Source organism: Nostoc paludosum FACHB-159 (assembly GCF_014698835.1).
GTDB classification, from domain to species: Bacteria; Cyanobacteriota; Cyanobacteriia; order Cyanobacteriales; family Nostocaceae; genus Nostoc; species Nostoc paludosum.
The window spans coordinates 184818-203269 of sequence record NZ_JACJTU010000001.1 but is presented as its reverse complement, the minus strand read 5'-3'; the positions used below and the strand labels follow the sequence as shown (position 1 = coordinate 203269).

Annotated in this window: 17 protein-coding genes and 1 CRISPR repeat array; of the genes, 4 read left to right on the top strand and 13 right to left on the bottom strand. The window is 42.1% G+C overall.

The window, feature by feature from the left end; genetic code table 11:
• Positions 1-169: 169 nt before the first annotated feature.
• From H6H03_RS00845 to H6H03_RS00810, 8 genes are all read right to left on the bottom strand, one after another.
• Complete coding sequence (locus tag H6H03_RS00845; protein ID WP_190953190.1) at positions 170-1582, bottom strand: hypothetical protein; 1413 nt, start codon at positions 1580-1582, stop codon at positions 170-172.
• 320 nt (positions 1583-1902) lie between these two features.
• The gene (locus tag H6H03_RS00840; RefSeq protein WP_190953189.1) at positions 1903-2079 is read right to left on the bottom strand and encodes a hypothetical protein; all 177 of its coding nucleotides are present in this window, start codon (positions 2077-2079) and stop codon (positions 1903-1905) included.
• Positions 2080-2705: 626 nt separating this feature from the next.
• A complete protein-coding gene (locus H6H03_RS00835; protein ID WP_190953188.1) occupies positions 2706-3338 on the bottom strand; it encodes an acetoacetate decarboxylase family protein in 633 nt (210 codons plus the stop codon).
• 200 nt (positions 3339-3538) lie between these two features.
• The gene (gene dnaK / locus H6H03_RS00830; protein WP_190953187.1) at positions 3539-5440 is read right to left on the bottom strand and encodes a molecular chaperone DnaK; all 1902 of its coding nucleotides are present in this window, start codon (positions 5438-5440) and stop codon (positions 3539-3541) included.
• Between the two features lie 476 nt (positions 5441-5916).
• Positions 5917-6738, bottom strand: coding sequence for an SDR family oxidoreductase (locus H6H03_RS00825; protein ID WP_190953186.1), 822 nt, complete (start codon positions 6736-6738; stop codon positions 5917-5919).
• Positions 6739-6860: 122 nt separating this feature from the next.
• Positions 6861-7469: a HEAT repeat domain-containing protein gene (locus H6H03_RS00820; RefSeq protein ID WP_190953185.1), complete on the bottom strand. Its 609-nt coding sequence runs from the start codon at positions 7467-7469 to the stop codon at positions 6861-6863.
• 234 nt (positions 7470-7703) lie between these two features.
• On the bottom strand, positions 7704-8198 hold the full coding sequence (locus tag H6H03_RS00815) for a bleomycin hydrolase (protein ID WP_190953184.1): 495 nt from the start codon (positions 8196-8198) through the stop codon (positions 7704-7706).
• Between the two features lie 79 nt (positions 8199-8277).
• On the bottom strand, positions 8278-8835 hold the full coding sequence (locus H6H03_RS00810; protein ID WP_190953183.1) for a bleomycin hydrolase: 558 nt from the start codon (positions 8833-8835) through the stop codon (positions 8278-8280).
• Between the two features lie 160 nt (positions 8836-8995).
• Here H6H03_RS00810 and H6H03_RS00805 point away from each other — a divergent pair, with 160 nt between their 5' ends.
• Positions 8996-9154, top strand: a complete 159-nt coding sequence (locus tag H6H03_RS00805; RefSeq protein WP_190953182.1) for a hypothetical protein — start codon at positions 8996-8998, stop codon at positions 9152-9154.
• 32 nt (positions 9155-9186) lie between these two features.
• On the opposite strand, the gene H6H03_RS00800 is transcribed toward H6H03_RS00805, so the two are convergent.
• The gene (locus H6H03_RS00800) at positions 9187-9354 is read right to left on the bottom strand and encodes an NblA/ycf18 family protein (protein WP_190953181.1); all 168 of its coding nucleotides are present in this window, start codon (positions 9352-9354) and stop codon (positions 9187-9189) included.
• A gap of 325 nt (positions 9355-9679) precedes the next feature.
• Between H6H03_RS00800 and H6H03_RS00795 the strand changes: the two genes are divergently transcribed.
• The 3 genes from H6H03_RS00795 (at position 9680) to H6H03_RS00785 (ending at position 12191) form a co-directional block, all read left to right on the top strand.
• Positions 9680-10273 carry a phycobiliprotein lyase gene (locus H6H03_RS00795; protein ID WP_190953547.1) on the top strand — a complete coding sequence of 198 codons (594 nt, stop codon included), beginning with the start codon at positions 9680-9682 and terminating at the stop codon, positions 10271-10273.
• Positions 10274-10828 carry a hypothetical protein gene (locus H6H03_RS00790; protein ID WP_190953180.1) on the top strand — a complete coding sequence of 185 codons (555 nt, stop codon included), beginning with the start codon at positions 10274-10276 and terminating at the stop codon, positions 10826-10828. It abuts the gene before it with no gap.
• A gap of 595 nt (positions 10829-11423) precedes the next feature.
• On the top strand, positions 11424-12191 hold the full coding sequence (locus tag H6H03_RS00785) for a phycobilisome rod-core linker polypeptide (RefSeq protein WP_190953179.1): 768 nt from the start codon (positions 11424-11426) through the stop codon (positions 12189-12191).
• A gap of 167 nt (positions 12192-12358) precedes the next feature.
• Positions 12359-13046: direct repeats of the CRISPR family, unit length 38 nt; unit sequence TGTTTCAATCCCTAATAGGGATTTTAGTTAATTGCAAT.
• A gap of 374 nt (positions 13047-13420) precedes the next feature.
• Here the strand turns inward: H6H03_RS00785 and H6H03_RS00780 are convergent.
• The 4 genes from H6H03_RS00780 to H6H03_RS00765 form a co-directional block, all read right to left on the bottom strand.
• Positions 13421-14365 (bottom strand): RluA family pseudouridine synthase, encoded by a 945-nt coding sequence (locus tag H6H03_RS00780; protein ID WP_390841550.1) that lies wholly within the window; start codon positions 14363-14365, stop codon positions 13421-13423.
• A 354-nt stretch (positions 14366-14719) separates the two neighbouring features.
• Positions 14720-16282: a DICT sensory domain-containing protein gene (locus tag H6H03_RS00775; protein ID WP_190953178.1), complete on the bottom strand. Its 1563-nt coding sequence runs from the start codon at positions 16280-16282 to the stop codon at positions 14720-14722.
• 204 nt (positions 16283-16486) lie between these two features.
• Entirely contained in the window at positions 16487-17980 is a 1494-nt protein-coding gene (locus H6H03_RS00770) for a UDP-N-acetylmuramoyl-L-alanyl-D-glutamate--2,6-diaminopimelate ligase (RefSeq protein WP_190953177.1), read from the bottom strand.
• Positions 17981-18032: 52 nt separating this feature from the next.
• Positions 18033-18305: a glutaredoxin family protein gene (locus H6H03_RS00765; RefSeq protein ID WP_190953176.1), complete on the bottom strand. Its 273-nt coding sequence runs from the start codon at positions 18303-18305 to the stop codon at positions 18033-18035.
• Positions 18306-18452: the final 147 nt, after the last annotated feature.

Here is an 18452-nt window from a genome sequence, read left to right as displayed (position 1 = left end):
CCATCAATCTCGCAATGGAGTATGTAACACCAGGACAAAGTAATCAACCAAAAAAGTCAATCAACACAAACTTTAACTTGAGACAACGGTGTACTAGGTATTTAGATGTCTGAGTACCCAGACATTTCTACATCCAATTAGCCGTGTACCCTCTTTGAGATATTATGCTTTATTGATTAACAAACAGATGCCGCATTTCAAAACGGCTTTCTTCCCAAAGGCTTTGTAAAGCTTGTTTAGCAGCATTTAATTGAGCTTGGGAAAAACTAATTTTTCCGTTTTCTATTATCCAGATAAATGTCCGAGTTATTAAGTCTGCTTTGAAACTATTTTCATATTTACTATTATTTATTCTTGCTACTTGTTCATCTAAGCAATTCATAGCATCTTTAAAATTACACTGGTTAAAGTTATAAGGAATCTCTATTTGTGTATTCTGCCAATTAACAGCAAGCAAATTTCTCATAATATAGTCTATCCCTGTGATTGAGGAATCAGTATTGCGTATTAAATCTGTAAATGCTTGATAATAAGATTGCAAGAGTGAAGCAGCAATATTTTCCTTATATATATGTAACCAAGAGTGGATATGACGAAGATAAGGTAATAAATCTTTAATATCATTAATTTGCTGTATCTGCACGCGTTCGCCTTGATAATTTATTATTTCGGCTAGTAATTCAGTTTCAGATAATTGAAACTTATCTAAATAGTAACTAATCACTTGAGGAATATATTTTTCTAATAACCACTGCTTAGTATATTTAGCCGTCCAGGTTCCCCTTAGCCCAATGTCTTGTTGCCAAGAAGTAACTTTTCCTCTTTGAAAAGATTGAAAACAAACATTATTTATTTTATATATAATATTAATTTTGTTATTAATACCGAATGCTAAATTACTATCAAATCTGGGCAATATAAAAGCATGATCGTGAATTCCTCGACTCACTCGGATTGACATATCTTCATTATCAAATAAATGCCATTCAGACTTGCCTTTACTATAATCAAATTCATCAGCGAACTGCTGCATTAATTTCCATAATTTTTGACCTACAGAAAATAGGATAAAACCCCGAATATTTGCAAAATCTACAAATTCAAAATCCCAGGTTTCTAGATAATTCTCAAATTGAATTATTGATTTTTTGTATTCTTGGCAAACTATATCAACACAAAAACACAAATCCAACGTCTCTAATTTAGATAAAATAAGTGTTGTTTTACCTAAATTTACTTCAAAATAATCTCCATCTAGCTGTTTCAAAAACTTCCGACAACTCCAATCTGGCTGGGTGTTTAATCCAGTCATTAATTGACCCAAAATATCTTGATGATTTAAGCTAATTTTGAGATCTCTTAAAATGATGTTGCTAAAGTCTATTTCACAATTACCTTCTGCAAAAACTTTGGGTAAATTACAGGCGATCGCTACTTTCGGTTGCACAACAACCAAGCGATAATCTTCTCGCTTAATTAAAGGCTCAAAATCACATGTTTCTAAAACATCCTGTAAATCTGGATAGCGTCTTATAATCTTTTCTATTAAATTATATTTAGCATTTCTCCAAATATTACTCATTTTATAAATTGTTTAATTGGCTCTAGAATGGACATCACACAATCTACCTGATTGTATAAATTCGTTACAGCTAATTTTCTTCGTATACTTAACAATTTATCAAGTAATTTCAGATTATATGGTAATTGCCAATACTTTACCAATAATCTTTAGTGGTGTGCGCGTGCAAATATTATTTATTATATCTGTAAGTCTTTTAAGTAAGTTACTGAAGATAAATAGAGTAGCACAGTTATCTGTACTACTCTAAAATAGTTTCTTCTGCAAATTGCTGTATATGCGGAATGTGTAAACCACCAGCCGCGAGTCCAGAGACATCGCTATTTACCGACTAGCCATTTTGCAACCATACTCCGGCGTCCTTCGTGCGATTCTTGTACCCAAATCATTGTCAGTTTTGGTTGAGCAGATTTAAAACCGGCAATTTCAGAAGTATTAGAGGATTCAATTAGCTGCATAGGAAGTTGAGCAACACGAGTATTTTCTAATAATTTCATTTCTGTTTCTCCTGAGTTTAAGTAATAAAGGTTTAATTTTTTGGTTGTATAGTGTTATCATCCGAGATTTGGTTTTTTATGCAAGTCTTTAGAAAAAAGTTAAAACAGAATTCAAAACTTAGATGTAATACAATTAAAACAATCTTTGCAACACATCGACGGTAGCGTATTACTGCTGTGCTAACCTTTTCAATGTATTTGTTGCATTATTTTATTTTTTGGCGTTGCTGATTTCATGTATGAAAACGATTGTGCATGATATCAAAATCCTGTAGAGACTAGCAATTGCAACGTCTCTACATTTTGATTAATATTGCAATTCAGCAACGCCAATTTTTTTAATCAATACAAAAAACCCTACTGTTAACTAACAGTAGGGCAAGTTAATTGGTTGTGTCGTTTTCTCAAGCTTGTTAATTGAGGAAATATTTGAATTTTAAAAATTACTAGATTTGATAGGCAATATAATTTATTCCTTAAATTTTGGACTGAATAGCTTCTGTTTGCTGTTTTTGCTAATAGAGAGCTACACAATCAAAATCGAGTATTCCGGATTTTGGCCGAAATAGATTAAAAGCAACTTGTTGCCAAAAATCAGCTTACTACTGTTCTGAATCTGAAAATGGCTAAATGTGTATTTCACCAAGGACTTTTGGCGGATGAACTCGCAAATTCATCTGCTGATGACGTACAGTTAACCAAGGCCGGCCTAAACCTATTTCAGAAAAAGGACTTGCAGCAGGGATTTCTAACTGAGAACTAATCAAGCCCAAGAAAGACTCAAATTCAGCGGAGAATATGAGCAAATCACTACCCTTGGTGCTGAAAGCAGACGCGCCTAATTGCACAGGCCATACCCAGCTTTGTTGATTATAGTTAAAACTACAGAGTTTCTGGTTTCCTTGATGCACACTAGCATATTCTCTTTCCAGGGTAAACTCAGCTAGTTCCTTCGGTAGCCCCCAAATTTCTCGACCGCCAGCTACAGAATCAGCATTATCTACATAAATGTGCGAAATCCAAGGGCCGATTTTCGTTTGGTGATAAACCAAAGCTGGGGCAACAATTAACTCGTTGTACTCCAATACTGAGCCTGACCCATAATTAGCCAAATACGCACTACCAATGGTTTTACCAGGCCACACAGAAATAATTTCTAATTCTGAGGGAATTAAAGGACGCACTCGGTCAATATTTACCAAATGCAGAGTTTGGATAGCGTAGCCTTGCAGTGTCCAAGGTGCTTGAGGATAAGGCATAAGAAAGTTAGGAGTTGAGAGTTAGGAGTGAGGAGTTAAAAATAAAGTTTAAATTTCTAGTTAAAAATTAGCACTATTATTTCTGACTCTTAACTCTTAACTTTTAACTTCTAACTTCTAAAAAAAAATCCCACCCAAGAAAAACCTTGGATGGACAATATGAAATGGGACAAAATAATCTTCCCCAAGAAATAGGAGAATTATTTGCTTTCTGTAAAATCAGCGTCAATTACATCATCACCACTACCAGCAGAAGAAGAACTACCATCTTGAGGTTCAGCGCCAGGTGCAGCACCGCCACCAGCTTGTTGATAGATGTTGCTACCAACGGCGAATAGTGCTTGTTGCAATTCTGGGGTCAGCTTCTTGATTTGCTCATCGTCATCTTTAGCAATTGCTTCCCGCAGTTCTTTCACCAAACCATCGACTTTTGTCTTGTCAGCAGCGGGAACTTTATCGCCCAATTCTTGTAGCTGCTTCTCGGCTTGGTATGCCAAAGAGTCGGCTTGATTCTTGCGTTCAATTTTCTCGCGTCGTTCTTTGTCAGTTGAAGCGTTTTGTTCAGCTTCTCTGACCATGCGGTCAACGTCATTTTTATCCAGTGTGGAAGCACCAGTAATGCTGATGGACTGTTCTTTGCCAGTACCTTTGTCTTTGGCAGTGACGTTGAGGATACCGTTAGCGTCGATGTCGAACACAACTTCGATTTGGGGGACGCCACGTGGTGCGGGAGGAATTCCATCAAGGCGGAAGGTTCCCAAACTCTTGTTATCGGTAGAGAATTCGCGTTCGCCTTGAAGAACGTGAATTTCTACGTTGGTTTGACCATCCACAGCGGTGGAGAACACTTCAGACTTCTTGGTGGGAATTGTGGTGTTGCGGGGGATAATTTTGGTCATCACACCGCCCAATGTTTCAACACCCAAAGATAGCGGTGTTACATCTAACAACAAGATGCCAGTAACATCACCAGCTAATACACCTGCTTGAATTGCTGCGCCAACTGCCACAACTTCATCAGGGTTAACACTTTGGTTGGGGTCTTTACCCAATACCTGCTTGACAATCTGTTGGACTGCGGGAATGCGGGTAGAACCACCAACTAACACTACTTCATCGATATCGCTTTTGCTTAACTTGGCATCCCGGAGAGCGTTTTCCACGGGGATACGGCAACGGTCGATTAAGTCAGAGCAAAGTTCTTCAAATTTAGCACGGGTCAGGGTTGTATCGAGGTGCTTAGGCCCGTCCTGAGTAGCGGTGATAAATGGTAAGTTGATTTCTGCTTGGGTGACGCTAGAAAGTTCAATTTTTGCTTTCTCTGCGGCTTCAGTCAAACGTTGTAAAGCTTGTTTATCTTTGCGTAGATCGATGCCTTCGTCTTTCTTAAACTTCTCAGCTAGGAAGTCAACTATTTTTTTATCAAAGTCGTCACCACCAAGGTGGGTATCACCTGATGTGGCTAACACTTCAAAAACTCCATCGCCTACTTCTAGTACGGATACGTCGAAGGTACCACCACCAAGGTCAAATACTAGAATTGTTTCGTTGCTCTTTTTATCAAACCCATAAGCTAGAGAAGCGGCTGTAGGTTCGTTGATAATCCGCAGAACTTCAATCCCTGCGATTTTACCAGCGTCTTTTGTCGCTTGCCGTTGGGAGTCATTGAAGTATGCTGGAACTGTGATTACTGCTTGGGTTACAGTTTCACCCAGGTATTTGCTAGCGTCTTCAACCAGTTTGCGGAGAACTTGTGCAGAAATTTCTTCAGGGGCAAATTGCTTACCAGCGCCTGGTGAGTCTAGCTTGACATTGCCGCCGCTGCTAAGGACTTTGTAAGAAACTTCAGTAGTCTCCTTGGTAACTTCGTCAAAGCGGCGTCCAATAAAGCGCTTGACAGAGTAAAACGTATTTTCGGGGTTCATCACCGCTTGACGTTTGGCGATTTGACCAACCAAGCGATCGCCATTTTTGGCAAATGCAACCACTGATGGTGTTGTCCGAAAACCTTCCGCATTAGCAATAACTGTGGGTTTACCACCTTCCATCACTGCCACGCAGGAGTTCGTTGTACCTAAGTCAATTCCAACTACTTTTGCCATTTTAGGTGCTGGCTCCGTATAACTACAAATGAATGAATGAGAATATTAAGGACTAAATTTTCAACCAACAGGGTTAAGAAATCAGCCAGTTCAGCATTAATACCTTAATTTGGCTTTTTCTGGGGATTAAGACTCCAGACTATGCTGATATATATATTGAGATCCATGAAGGGTGGTTTACCGAACCTTGGTGGGGACGGTTAAACTAACTCAATAGTTTTTAAGTTAATTCATGGATTGATTTGCTTCTACTTCGTCTAATGTATGAGAATTAATACTTTCAGTAATTAGGGTGAACCGTAACATCTGAGTGGTGTTTGCCGTCTTTAGAGGTAACAAATTACAGATGGCAATTGGGCATGGGGCAAAACCCTTCGGGTAGGGAAAAGGGGAAAGGGTAAGGGGAAAAGGGGAAAGGGATGTATGTAGGGTTTATTCCCTAGTCCCCTAGTCCCCTAGTCTCCCCATCTCCCCACTTACTCAAGCCCGGAAAAAAGAGTTTCCCAGTCGATCGCAGCTGGTCTTTGTCCTTTATTGACTATTTCAAAAATTTTCCTGGAAGTACTTGGGTAAAAAAGACACTCGACACAAGCGTTTGCTACATCAATTCGGCTGGCATCACCTACAAGTGTATCACCTGTGCCAAGTACCACAGCGGATTTACCGCCTGTTTTTGCCCTTAGGAGGGTGTTGAGGTCGTATGAAGTATAAGGCCCGTCAATAAGGCGTCCTGGGCGGATAATAGTGTAGGGTAATCCTGAATTAATGATGGACTCTTCGCCCTTTTGTTTGGCATCCAAGACGCCGAATGCATTGAGGACGCTAAAAGGAAACTGATTTTTACGGAGAATGCCGCAGGAGGAGACGAAAACGAATCGCTGCAAATTCTGAGGCGCTGCTGCTACTAGGTTGCTGACACCTTGGGCATCGATTTTTGCTGGACTATTCTTTGCTTTGGCTTGGCTAGATTGGGGGTTAAGAAAAGTTAAACCCCATTCAATCAAGTTTGGGGATTCCTCAAACTCCCATCTGGCAGAGGGAAAGGCTGTGGTTCCAGTACAACATATAATCTGGGTGACATTTGATATTGCAGCACTAAGTGTAGCGGGCTGGCGGGTATCACCAACAACAATTTCCACTTGCTGATTAAACATTTTTTCAGCTTTGGCGGCATTCCGTGTCAGAACACGAACCCTAACACCTTTTTCCAACAACTTGCCTACCACAAGTTGTCCTACTCCACCAGTAGCACCAGCAACTAGTACCAAATTCTCAACTGACGCTTCCAAAGAAGTCATAAAATGTTCTTGAGATAGTCTATTGCTAATCTACTGAAAAATTAGGCGATCGCAAAAGTTAGGAATAAAGAGGGAGTATACTTTTGTTCTTCGTAGATATTAATTAAAGCAGTTGTAGAACGCTACTTTCTGCTATATTTAATCACCTGATCTAATCGAGGTAAGGCACTCACCGCTGACTCCCGAACATACGAATCGACAGTTTCATCGTTAGTCAATGCTGTCAGCACTTCTACGCCTCTGACATCGCCCATTGAACCAAGTGCATTTACAATCGCCACAGCTACCGCAACATTATCTGTGGTTTTCAAAGCTTCAGTTAAAATTTCAAAGGCAGGAGAACCAATCTCGCCCAGAGCCATCACAGATGCAATATATACAACACCATTTGGATCGTTGAGTGCTGTTTTTAATCCTTGCAAGCCCTCTTCTGGGAAAGGTACGTCTGGATGGTTGGCGGCGACCTGTGCCAAAGCTTTAGCACAACTGCCCCGAACCGTTGCGTTATCACTATTGAGCAATAACTCTACCAGTGCTGGCACAGCATCTACACCAACGGCACCCAAAGCCTTTACCGCAGCTCGACGATAGGTCACATCTTCATCATCCAAAATACTCATCAATCGAGGAATAGTATTTTCATCGCGGACTTCGGCTAGTTGCCACATAGCTCGTTCCCGCAGATTTGGGTTAGGGTGTTTTAACTGTTCAAATAGAGAATCTGTCGTCATAATAAAAAATTGAGTTCTAGTCAAAGATAGTAATTTAGGCTGCGAGTAGGGAGTATAAATATTCTATTTGAACGCAACTTAGTATCACTCCTACTCCTGAATTCTGAGTTCTGAATTCTTTCAATAACAACTGAGGGACTCTAAGTCCATCGCTCAACCTCATTTAGGCAAAGCAATAGACCCAGAGTCCCTAGTTTTAGAGTGCAACGGTCGCTCGGCTAATCAATCCGCGTATTATGACAAGGAGTTGATTACGTAGTCGAGGAGAGCGCGGAACTCAGTCAACGCTTGAGGAGACAAGTCGCGAGGAGAGCAAGCGCGATCGCGGGTGTAGGTCAATGCGGTAACGTAGGGAGCGGTAGGCAGACCTAAAGAGCGATATGTTTCGCGAGCGCCTGCAATACCCCACTCATCCAATGGGCCGGTACCACCAACAACTAAGCTGTAGTTGATCAAGCGTAGGTAGTGCTTGATGTCGCGGAGGCACTTGTCTTTCTTAACTTGGGTGTCGCCAGCTTCACCTGCTTGGGTCAAGTAAGGATATTTTTTGAAAGCTGCATCATAACCTTCTTTAGCTACAGCATCCAGACCAGAAGCTAGCTTTTCAGCAGCTTCTAGACGAGCAGTAGCACGTTGAATGCTACCTTGAACGGATTCTAGGTCAGAGGTGCTGGGGAAACGGCCTGCTGCATCAGCAGATGTAACAACTGTGGTGATAACTGATTTCATTGCTTTTTATACTCCAGATGGGATTTGATCGGGTTTTGATTTCACTTCGTTTGGCTAAATAGCCGTTAACTGTGAGCTATTAGCTCAGAGCAGAAATAACGCGATCGAAGTAACTAGCAGCTTCAGCAGCTAGAGCAGAGCAGTCGCCTTGGATAACATCCAATTTGCGGAACTTAGGCCCAGCATTAGCTTCGGTGTTGGTGTTGGTGATGTGAGCAACAGCGATAGCTTTGAGGATTTGAATAGCACGTACAGTGGAGCTAATGGGAACTCCCAGAGCTGTGTAGGTTTCTTTTAGTCCGTTGATAGCACGATCGTCCAATACGGAAGAATCACCAGCCAACAACGCATAGGTTACGTAGCGCAGGATGATTTCGGTATCACGCAGACAAGCAGCGTGGCGACGAGTGGGGTACAAGTTACCGCCGGGTTGAAGCAAACCAGTGTTTTCGCAAGCTATTCCAGCAATGGCATCAGAAACAGCACAGCTAGCGTTGCTGGCGATCGCATTGACAGCATCAAGGCGCTTGTTGCCCGCAGCAATAAAACCTTTGAGAGCATCTAAGTCAGCACCACCAATAGCAGCACCTTTAGCATCTGCTGTAATTACAGCTCTGGAAAAAGCATCAAGAACCATGAGTTCTCCTTAATATTCACAAATGGCGGATATTATTTGTGGCCTAGTTTCGTCAGATGAACTGCGAGTAGCCAAAGTAAAACATAGGGGATTAATAGTACCCTAGTCTTTTCTATGAGAGAGAAAGTAATAATCTGTAATATTTCTTTGGGCATAGGGCATGGGGCATAGGGCAGACCACTGGTTCAACGTCCCGTTCGTGTTGGCGGAGCCTCTCGTAGAGAAGAAAGCTACCAGCACTCTGTACTCAGCATTCTCAATGCCCCATGCCCCATGCCCCATGCAAAAAAAAATTAAGACTTATGCAGCCACAGCGTAAGTCTTAAGGAAAAATATTCTTTTTTTAGTGGCTTAGGCTTGTTTAAGCAGATGCTTGACCAAATTATCTTTCACCATCATCTGACGTAAAACTTCCAACAAGAATTCTTGAGCTTCTTCTTGGCTCAAAGTCTGTACTTGGGCTTTCAAGTTTTGTAGGCGAAACTGTTGCTCTAAGGTTAGTTCGATGGGGAATTCCATAGGATTCACTCCTCTAATTAGCTGAATCGAAGGTGCTTGCTGTTACTGGTACTGTGAAGGCTTAGGGGTAGCACGTTGTATACATCACTTTATATAAGTCTAACATTGAGATATCAAAATGTCCACATTGTCAAGCCATAAAAAATTAATATTACAAAAATTTACAATTACTAAAAAACATGTTTGTCTGTTCCTTTGCCAGGAGTTTATTGAAGCTAAACGCTGATGGTTGTAATGTTTAGAATGTTTATATACCAACAACTTTAAAAACAAAAAGCAAGGTAAACATCGTCCGCAGGAGTCAAAGGTAGGAGTCAGAAGATTGATAGACGCAATGGAATTTTTTCAGCTAAGTGCTGGCAAATGGCGATCGCAACGTGTAACCCATCACCTGGCGTTCAAACGCTCAGAGACAGGTGAATCAGACATAGAAGTGGAAACTCTGGCTGCCGATCACCCAGAAATCATTGAGCTGTGCCAGTATCATCAGATAGACCCAGCCCTTTCAATAGGAGGATCGCGGGTGCGTTGGCTAGGCACAATGGCTTGGGATAGAGAGGATGAAGAGAATCATCAAGGGAAAACCATATTTGCGATCGTGCCTGATGCCGATAACCCAAGGCAAGGCAAATTACTCCGCGAAAGAGGCTACGCGGAAATTGTACCCGTGGTCGGTCTTTTTCACATGGACGATGAAGATGGACTCGTATTAACAACCGAATACGAAACAATGAGTTCCATTGAGCGATTTTGGTTCGGCGGCCCGAATATTAGACTGCGAAGCAGTACAGTCAAAAGGTTTGGCGGCTTCAGCACAGCATCGTTTTGCACTGAAACCCGCATTGAGTCTTCTTTAGAAGTTTCCAATACACAAGAGGTAACTTCTAAACAACAGTTTTATTCTGTTTTAGGCTGGTGAATGATTCTCAAGCAGACCGATGCTTTTAATCGTGGGCGAGATTATCTACATCTGGTACAGGGATTTGCCCTAGAACCAGGTATGGTGGATGTATTCGATAACCTACGCGATCGCATTGCCATTTGCACTTGGATCGGCAAAAACATTAACAGCGTTAACGCCGCGATCGACACCTATTTGGAAGCCTGTCATCAGTGCTTTCATCCCGAAGAACGCCGCCAAATCCAAATTTTTGCAGTACCCATCGCTCAATCTTTCGGTATTGACGGTTTGTGCAACATTCTTACAAACCCGATCACCATTTTGGTAGATGTGGGTCGAGTTGCACCTAAAGACTGGTTCGGTATCGTCGTCCATGAATATGCTCATGCCCATCTTGGAGACTATGGTCACAATCAGCAGTTTGCTAATATTCTGTCTCATCTGTGTTTGGGACTGGGATTAGAACCACCATTATGGGAAGCAGGAATGGAAGCAACCTTGCGTAGCTGGCCTTACTGTCAGTCAACCATAGATCCCCTGGAATTTTGGGTAGGTAAAGGGAGTGGGGCATAGGGCATGGGGCATAGGGCATGGGGCATGGAGATGAGGAGAAGAGTTGCAGTAAATCTTTGTCTTTATCCCTCTATTCTCTTCCTTCTACGTGTCCCCGTGTCCTTTTCCCATACCGAATACCCATTCTTCATTAAATTCTTTTGCGAAATGTTAAAAAATATTGCCTCAGTTCAAAAAAGTGAAACTGAATCTCCTAATCTGAATTATGTGAACAAAGCTTCTACTTAATTTAGCTAAATCCAAAAAAAAACGCGATCGGGTAATAAATTTATAATCTGCGGTGGGGCATTTCTTGGACTTGAAAGTGAGCTTCAGCATATCCTGAATACTAGCTGGATTAGCTGAGAACCTTACACCGTATGCTTTGCAAACAGTGTAGGAGATGTCAACAAGTCATGAAGCTGAAAACCGCAGCGTGTCGCTGAAGCTAGTAGTGGGCTAAATCCACCAGTTCAGCGCTATTTCTTACGAATACTGAACCACTCTTGGTTAAGTTTCGTGAAACTTTATCAGAATCTCAGGTTCTGATCCAACTACGTCCCTTAATATGTGATTTAAAGTTGTTAACTTTAGTTAAGAGCATGGAGGCTTTAGAGTGACACTTCCTCTGTTAGAATACGCACCTTCAAGTCAAAACCAGCGTGTAGAAGCATACGAAGTACCGGGTGATGAACAACCCAGAATTTATTCTACAGACAATCTGCTTTCTCCCTCAGATTTTAACGATCTGATCGAAGCAGCATATCGTCAACTTTTCTTCTATGCGTTTGCTGCCGATCGCGAAACCTACTTAGAATCCCAACTCCGTAATGGACAGATTACAGTGCGGGACTTTATTCGTGGGTTGGTGCTTTCCAATACCTTTAAGAGAAGCTTTTACGACCTCAACAGCAACTACCGCTTTGTTGAGCAAGTAGTACAAAGAGTTCTGGGACGCGACGTATACAACGAGCGAGAAAAAATCGCTTGGTCAATTGTAGTTGCTACCAAAGGTATTAAAGGCTTTATCGACCAAATACTCGACTCTGAAGAGTACCTCAGCAATTTTGGATACTCTACAGTGCCTTATCAGCGGCGTCGAGTCTTACCATCTCGCGCTCAAGGTGAGTTGCCTTTCAACATCAAATCTCCACGATATGACGATTACTACCGCGCTAAACTGGGCTTCCCCCAAATTATTTGGCAGGTAGAAGTACGTCGGTTCATCCCCCAAGAACAAAAGCCCAAAGCTGGCGATCCAGCTAATTTCTTGGCTTTGGCACAGAGTATCAATGCAACTGGCAATGCTCCACAAAGAGTTTCGTCATTCAACATCGATATCGAAAGGGATGTACCTTATCGCCAACTAGCAGGAATCAAGTAACGATTTTTGCTCAACCGCTAGCTAGTAAATCTGTTTGATTATTTGATAGCGTGCATTAGTCCTGGGTTATGTAGGAGTTTCATTTAGGTTTAACTAGTGAAGCAGACTCTATCCCATGTCTGATGCACGCTAATCGTTTGTTTAGATGTACAGATTAGAGGATGTTGCGTTTCAATCCCTAATAGAGATTTTAGTTAATTGCAATGTCACTCGATCGAGAATATGCTCAGTGCGGAATGTTTCAATCCCTAATAGGGATTTTAGTTAATTGCAATTGCTACAAATCACGCATTCGCAAGCTGTTTCATTGTTTCAATCCCTAATAGGGATTTTAGTTAATTGCAATATTAGACCACTGAGAGGTAACAGCATAACCACCATTGTTTCAATCCCTAATAGGGATTTTAGTTAATTGCAATCAATGTGCCCTAAGTAGTCTTGAATTAGGCGCGTGTCGTGTTTCAATCCCTAATAGGGATTTTAGTTAATTGCAATGTTTATTGCACATATTACTCACTGTGCTGCGGCTGTTTCAATCCCTAATAGGGATTTTAGTTAATTGCAATATTTGGCTGTGGCAATGCGCCAATCTCGGCTGCTGGTTTCAATCCCTAATAGGGATTTTAGTTAATTGCAATTTTACTCTGGATTTTCCAATTCCAGCAGGAGCAAAGGTTTCAATCCCTAATAGGGATTTTAGTTAATTGCAATGCCCAAACTATCAATAATTCTTTCTCGGTCAAATTGTTTCAATCCCTAATAGGGATTTTAGTTAATTGCAATGCGTTAGACAGAAACGGTAATGCAGGGCGAGAGATGTTTCAATCCGTAATAGGGATTTTAGTTAATTGCAATCGCTTGCGTCTGAAAGCTTTGTCCTATTTGGTTTTCGAGGTTCGGTTGCGCGAATTGAAAAATCATAACACGAGGGTTTGTAATTTGGCTATATGTAAATGATTGAAAGCCCGTCTAGAAAAGGTGCGCGGATGGTTGAGAAATAGGGTACTTCTCAAATGCTTACATATACCAGAATACAGCCATTTTTGTACTCAGTCTCGTGCCAACACCTACCCATCCGCGCTTTTTTTGCACAGGACTTAGGCAAAAGATAACGAAAGTGACGGTAATACCCTGCGGGTTCGCCCAAAGCGTTCTCGCAGAGTGGCTGCTGGGCGTCTATATGAATTACCGCTACACAAGAATAAGGTTTTCGGTCACATCTTGGGTACTTAAGTGCGATCGCTTCGTTTTTTTAGCATCTCCAAAAGTTTGGTAAATTGGCTAGGAGGAGTTGCTGTGACTTCAATCATTTCTCCAGATATGGGATGCTGTAATTTAAGTCGCCAAGCGTGCAGTGCTTGACCTGGCAAATTGACTCCCACTGAACGACCAGAACCATAAATAGGGTCGCCAACAATCGGATGACCGATTTTGGCGCTGTGGACGCGAATTTGATGGGTGCGCCCGGTTTCTAGTTGAAAGTGGATTAAAGTGTAATTACCGAGGCGTTCTAGTACTTGCCAATGAGTGACCGCTGGTCGTCCGCCTTGTTCAACAGGTATGATAGCCATTTTTTTACGGTCTTGGGGATGGCGACCAATAGGTAAGTCAATTGTGCCACTTTCAACTTTTGGCGCACCGTAAACTACACCTAAGTATTCTCGACGTGCTGTTTTTGCTTTGAGTTGTGCTTGGAGGTGATGATGAGCAACTTCTGTTTTGGCGATCGCGATCGCTCCTGTTGTATCCTTATCCAAGCGATGGACAATTCCCGGACGTTGCACTCCCCCGATTCCTGGTAAATTGGGACAGTGTGCCAACAGGGCATTTACCAAAGTGCCATCTGGATGACCGGGTGCAGGATGGACAACTAAGCCTGCGGGTTTGTTGAGAATGAGTAATTGGTCATCTTCATAGAGGATATCTAGGGGAATATCTTCTGCTTGTAGTTCTAAAGGTTGGGCTTGTGGAATTTCTAGAGTAATGCGATCGCCTACCTTTACATTAATCTTTTTAGACGTACAAGTTTTACCGTTAAGTTGGACATTACCTTCTTCGATTAACTGTTGAATGCGAGAACGAGATAAATCTGGTAATTCTTGCGAAAGGTAGCGGTCAAGGCGAACACCCGCGTCATCACTATTTTCTTGGATTTGTAAATTAAATTCGGTCACAATTGCTTCATGTTAGAGAAATTACGCCGCAGTTGGGTAGAGCAATTAGATGGGCTGAGTGAAAAATATTTCATCATTGACACCAAACCCTTACTAGTTTTGGAGCTCAAGCGCGAGCGGCGATATAGTGATACCAATTCACTAAAATAATGAGACAGATGCAAACCCACCAAAGCCTTACTAATTCTGACTTTCTTAATGCAAGAATTTTGAATTTTGAATTGGTATGACTTTGGCACAAATGTCGCCCCTGGTTGGTGTGCTGGCAGGGAAATGCGTTATTTTCGATATTTACGCAGATAAAGGATTTATTTGCTGCCGATTTAATTCACATTAGGCGTAAATTCTACTCTATCACTCATTTGCAGTAGCGATCGCTCCTGCACTATCGCTGACACTCGCTAATTGCACTGTAAATGTGGAACCTTCATTTACTTTACTTTTCACAGAAATAGAACCACCACAGCGTAATAGCAATTGCTGTACAATTGTTAACCCCAACCCAGCACCACCTTGATCTTCAGCTGCTGTTGTTCGCACGCGATAAAAGCGGTCAAAAATTTTGGGGATTTCGTTTTCAGTAATACCAATACCTGTGTCACGGAATTCTAATTGGACATGAGCACCTTGAGTACGGGCACGTACCCAAACTTGACCACCATTGGGGGTAAACTTAATACTATTGTGCAGCAGATTAATCACAATTTGCCTCAACCCACCACTGACGCACCAAACAGGTGGAAGTTCGGTAGGTACAGTGTAAGCTAACATAATTCCTTTTTCCTGGGCCACAGGTTGGTAAGTACTAACAACTCCAGGGACAATATCCGAAAGACGTACTGATTCTAAAGTCGTAGCTTCTAAATCACGTTCGAGTTGCACAAGATCTAACAAACCAGTGATTAAGGAATTTTGCTGATCGCACTGCGTATTTAACATCTGTAAATAACGTTGCCGCTGCGGTGGTTTGAGATTAGGCGAATTCAATAACGAGAGTGCTGTTTTCATATGCGTCAAGGGGATACGTAGTTCCTGACAAACATTTTTCAGGTATTCATCTTTTAGTTGTTCCTTATTGTGCAGTTCTTGATTTTGCTGGTGCAATTTTGTGGTGCGTACTGTGACTATTTGACGATTAATTTCATCTTGGCGCAGGAGTTGTTTTGCCAATAATTGATTCATTAATGCAGGTTCAGGCACAGTTGGACAAATAAAATCAGCAGGTATAATTGGGGATGATTCTGGCGTAAGTGCTTGTTGAATACCATTTAATACTTGCTGAATTATTCTCCCCTCAACACTAGTAATAATTAACAACGGTTGATTTTTATTAGTAGTTACTTTCCCAGAAGTTTGATTTTTGCGTTTTTTCAAAGGTCGATGAGCCAAAATTAAACTACAAAACTGGGGAGACAACACCATCAGAAAATTTTCCCGTCGCAGTTGGCTATCGGGTGGTAGGTAAACTGGGACGTGATAGAGAGATGAGGAAGACGCGGTGACTGGGAGACGCGGTGACGCGGAGAAAGAACTCTCCGCGTCACCGTGTCCTCCGAAGTTTGGATCGGAGGCTTCCTCCGATCCAACTTCTCTCCGTGTCTCCGTGTCCTCTTTACTCTGCGCCTCACCGTGTCCCTGCGTCCCCACTTCCTCTTTACTCTCCTCAATTTGGCAAGTATAGATGAGACTAGACGCACCCGTGGAGGATTGATAACGGGCTAATTCTAATTGCCAAATTTTTTCTGGTGGTAGCTTCACCCATAAAGTAGCTGCAATTTGCTGCTCAATGAGTAAGTCAATTTGCGCTCTCACCAGAGATAGTAGAGTAGCTGGACTGAGGGACAATGGTTTAGGAGGCGTTTGCACTCCCATAACCAGTTGATAAACAGACAGATCCTTAGCTAAAGAAACATTCATGAGTCAAGCACAATAGGGATGAAGCAAAGAAATAATTCTGTCTTCGATTTTCACCTTTATGTGTGCATTTTTTACAAAATCTCCAAGGTAAGAAACGTGAACAATGAAAAATGAGGGGAGTGGGGGAATTAGGAGGATGAGGGAGACGCGGGGACAAGGAGACGCGGAGAATGCATACCCAATGCCCAATGCCCAATACCCAAATTAGGCTAGCCTTGCCTGTAAAGCTTCGCGTGCGTGTTCTCGGTCATCAAAATGGATTTTTTCAGTACCGAGAATTTGGTAGTCTTCGTGACCTTTACCAGCAAGTAATACTCCATCGCCGGGTTGTGCTTGTAAAATAGCGGTACGAATTGCGATCGCCCGATCGCAAATTACCGTTGGCTGCACTGTTTCGGGAATTCCTGCCAAAATATCTTCTAAAATTCGTTCTGGGTTTTCAGTACGGGGATTATCTGATGTCACTACTGCCACATCAGCTAATTCCGCCGCTATTTTACCCATTTTTGGCCGTTTGGTGCGATCGCGATCGCCGCCACAACCAAACACACAAATCATTTTTCCAGGTATAAACGGACGTGCAGCTTTCAACAAATTCTCTAAACTATCTGGAGTATGAGCATAATCTACAATCACGCTAATATCTTGCCCAGGGGCAATTTGCACTCGTTCCATCCGACCGGGAACACCGGGAAATTCCGGTATTACAGATGCCACTAATTGCAAATCTAAACCTAAGTGTAAAACTGCTCCTACCGCTGCTAAAAGATTTTCTAAATTATATTGACCAACTAAAGGCGATCGAAAACCTACATCACCTTTTGGTGTATGCAAAGTCCCGCTGACGCCATTCGGCTCGTAACTTAAGTCACTCATCCATAAATCAGCGTTGTTGTCGTTGACACTGTAACTCCAAACTTGCTCTGGATTTAACGAATCAATTAAGCGCTGACCGTAGGAATCATCAGCGTTAATTATCGCCCTTCCCTTGAGATAATCAGGGCTAAACAACAACGCTTTGGCGGCAAAATAATCTTCCATATCTCTGTGGTAGTCGAGATGGTCTTGAGTAAGATTACTGAATACCGCAACTTCAAATTTACAGCCCAACACTCGTCCTTGTGCCAAAGCGTGGGAACTAACTTCCATTACCCCAAACTCATTACCAGCATTTACAGCTTCAGCTAGCTGCTGTTGCAGTTCCACCGCAAACGGGGTTGTATGGACAGCAGTTTGTTCAAAACCAGGCCAACGAGTGTAGAGAGTTCCCATCAAAGCCGTAGCTAGATTAGCTTTGGCCAGCAGAAATTCAATTAAATGGGTAGTTGTAGTTTTGCCATTGGTACCGGTTACACCAACCAGCTTGAGTTTTTGCCCTGGATAACCGTAAAAAGCGCTGGCTATCTGGGCACAAGCTTGAGTGATGTTACTGGCGCTAATTACCACAGCTTCATCTGTAGGAGGATGTTTTTGTGCTGCTTGGGGAGAGACAATTGCTGCCACAGCCCCAGATGCGATCGCACTAGGCCAAAATTCCCCACCATCGACCCGCGTTCCTGGCATTCCAATAAACAAATCTCCCACACCACAAGCATGGGAATTCGTCTTCAAACCCCTAACCTCCGCATCTTCCAAAGCTGGATGGCTAGGTAATTGTTCAACACTGTCTATCGCCGTTAGCAATTCCCGCAATTTCATCTTGCGAACCTCGTCACAAACTTTTCTTGCGCTTATTCTGCATCATTTTTTTCTAATTGGCTAAATACTTACGCAACATCTCCTCCAATTTTTGCACGCTAGCACGAGGAGAAGGACGCGGCAAAAGTTCCTCCGCGTCCTCTGCGCCTCTGCGGTTCGATAAAAAAAGTACCGGCACCTCATACTGATACGCACTAAACCAATCTTCACGGGTCGTAATATCTCGAATTTCCAACTCAAAACTCAAATTTTGGATTTGTTCAAGCTTTTCTTGCAAACCCTCACATAGATGACATCCAGGTTTACTGTATAAAATCAATCGCATTTGCTTCTACTAAATTTGCCTCAATATATCTAGTCTTCAGAAGTCATAATATGCATATTAGCGATCGAATTGCTAATTTTGATTTCCAGAAAAGTCAGAAGCTGCTAGCTTCCTGAAACTCAAAACAAACCCTGATTTTGCACAGGG

What these genes read in the sequence shown, in the direction of transcription:
- H6H03_RS00815 (WP_190953184.1), bottom strand. Translation starts at nt 8,198, where the DNA reads ATGAAATCAGTTATCACCACAGTTGTTACATCTGCTGATGCAGCAGGC.
- H6H03_RS00825 (WP_190953186.1), bottom strand. Translation starts at nt 6,738, where the DNA reads ATGACTTCTTTGGAAGCGTCAGTTGAGAATTTGGTACTAGTTGCTGGT.
- H6H03_RS00810 (WP_190953183.1), bottom strand. Translation starts at nt 8,835, where the DNA reads ATGGTTCTTGATGCTTTTTCCAGAGCTGTAATTACAGCAGATGCTAAA.
- H6H03_RS00765 (WP_190953176.1), bottom strand. Translation starts at nt 18,305, where the DNA reads ATGCGATTGATTTTATACAGTAAACCTGGATGTCATCTATGTGAGGGT.
- H6H03_RS00800 (WP_190953181.1), bottom strand. Translation starts at nt 9,354, where the DNA reads ATGGAATTCCCCATCGAACTAACCTTAGAGCAACAGTTTCGCCTACAA.
- H6H03_RS00805 (WP_190953182.1), top strand. Translation starts at nt 8,996, where the DNA reads ATGGGGCATAGGGCAGACCACTGGTTCAACGTCCCGTTCGTGTTGGCG.
- H6H03_RS00770 (WP_190953177.1), bottom strand. Translation starts at nt 17,980, where the DNA reads ATGAAATTGCGGGAATTGCTAACGGCGATAGACAGTGTTGAACAATTA.
- H6H03_RS00820 (WP_190953185.1), bottom strand. Translation starts at nt 7,469, where the DNA reads ATGACGACAGATTCTCTATTTGAACAGTTAAAACACCCTAACCCAAAT.
- H6H03_RS00845 (WP_190953190.1), bottom strand. Translation starts at nt 1,582, where the DNA reads ATGAGTAATATTTGGAGAAATGCTAAATATAATTTAATAGAAAAGATT.
- H6H03_RS00840 (WP_190953189.1), bottom strand. Translation starts at nt 2,079, where the DNA reads ATGAAATTATTAGAAAATACTCGTGTTGCTCAACTTCCTATGCAGCTA.
- H6H03_RS00775 (WP_190953178.1), bottom strand. Translation starts at nt 16,282, where the DNA reads ATGAATGTTTCTTTAGCTAAGGATCTGTCTGTTTATCAACTGGTTATG.
- dnaK (WP_190953187.1), bottom strand. Translation starts at nt 5,440, where the DNA reads ATGGCAAAAGTAGTTGGAATTGACTTAGGTACAACGAACTCCTGCGTG.
- H6H03_RS00790 (WP_190953180.1), top strand. Translation starts at nt 10,274, where the DNA reads ATGATTCTCAAGCAGACCGATGCTTTTAATCGTGGGCGAGATTATCTA.
- H6H03_RS00835 (WP_190953188.1), bottom strand. Translation starts at nt 3,338, where the DNA reads ATGCCTTATCCTCAAGCACCTTGGACACTGCAAGGCTACGCTATCCAA.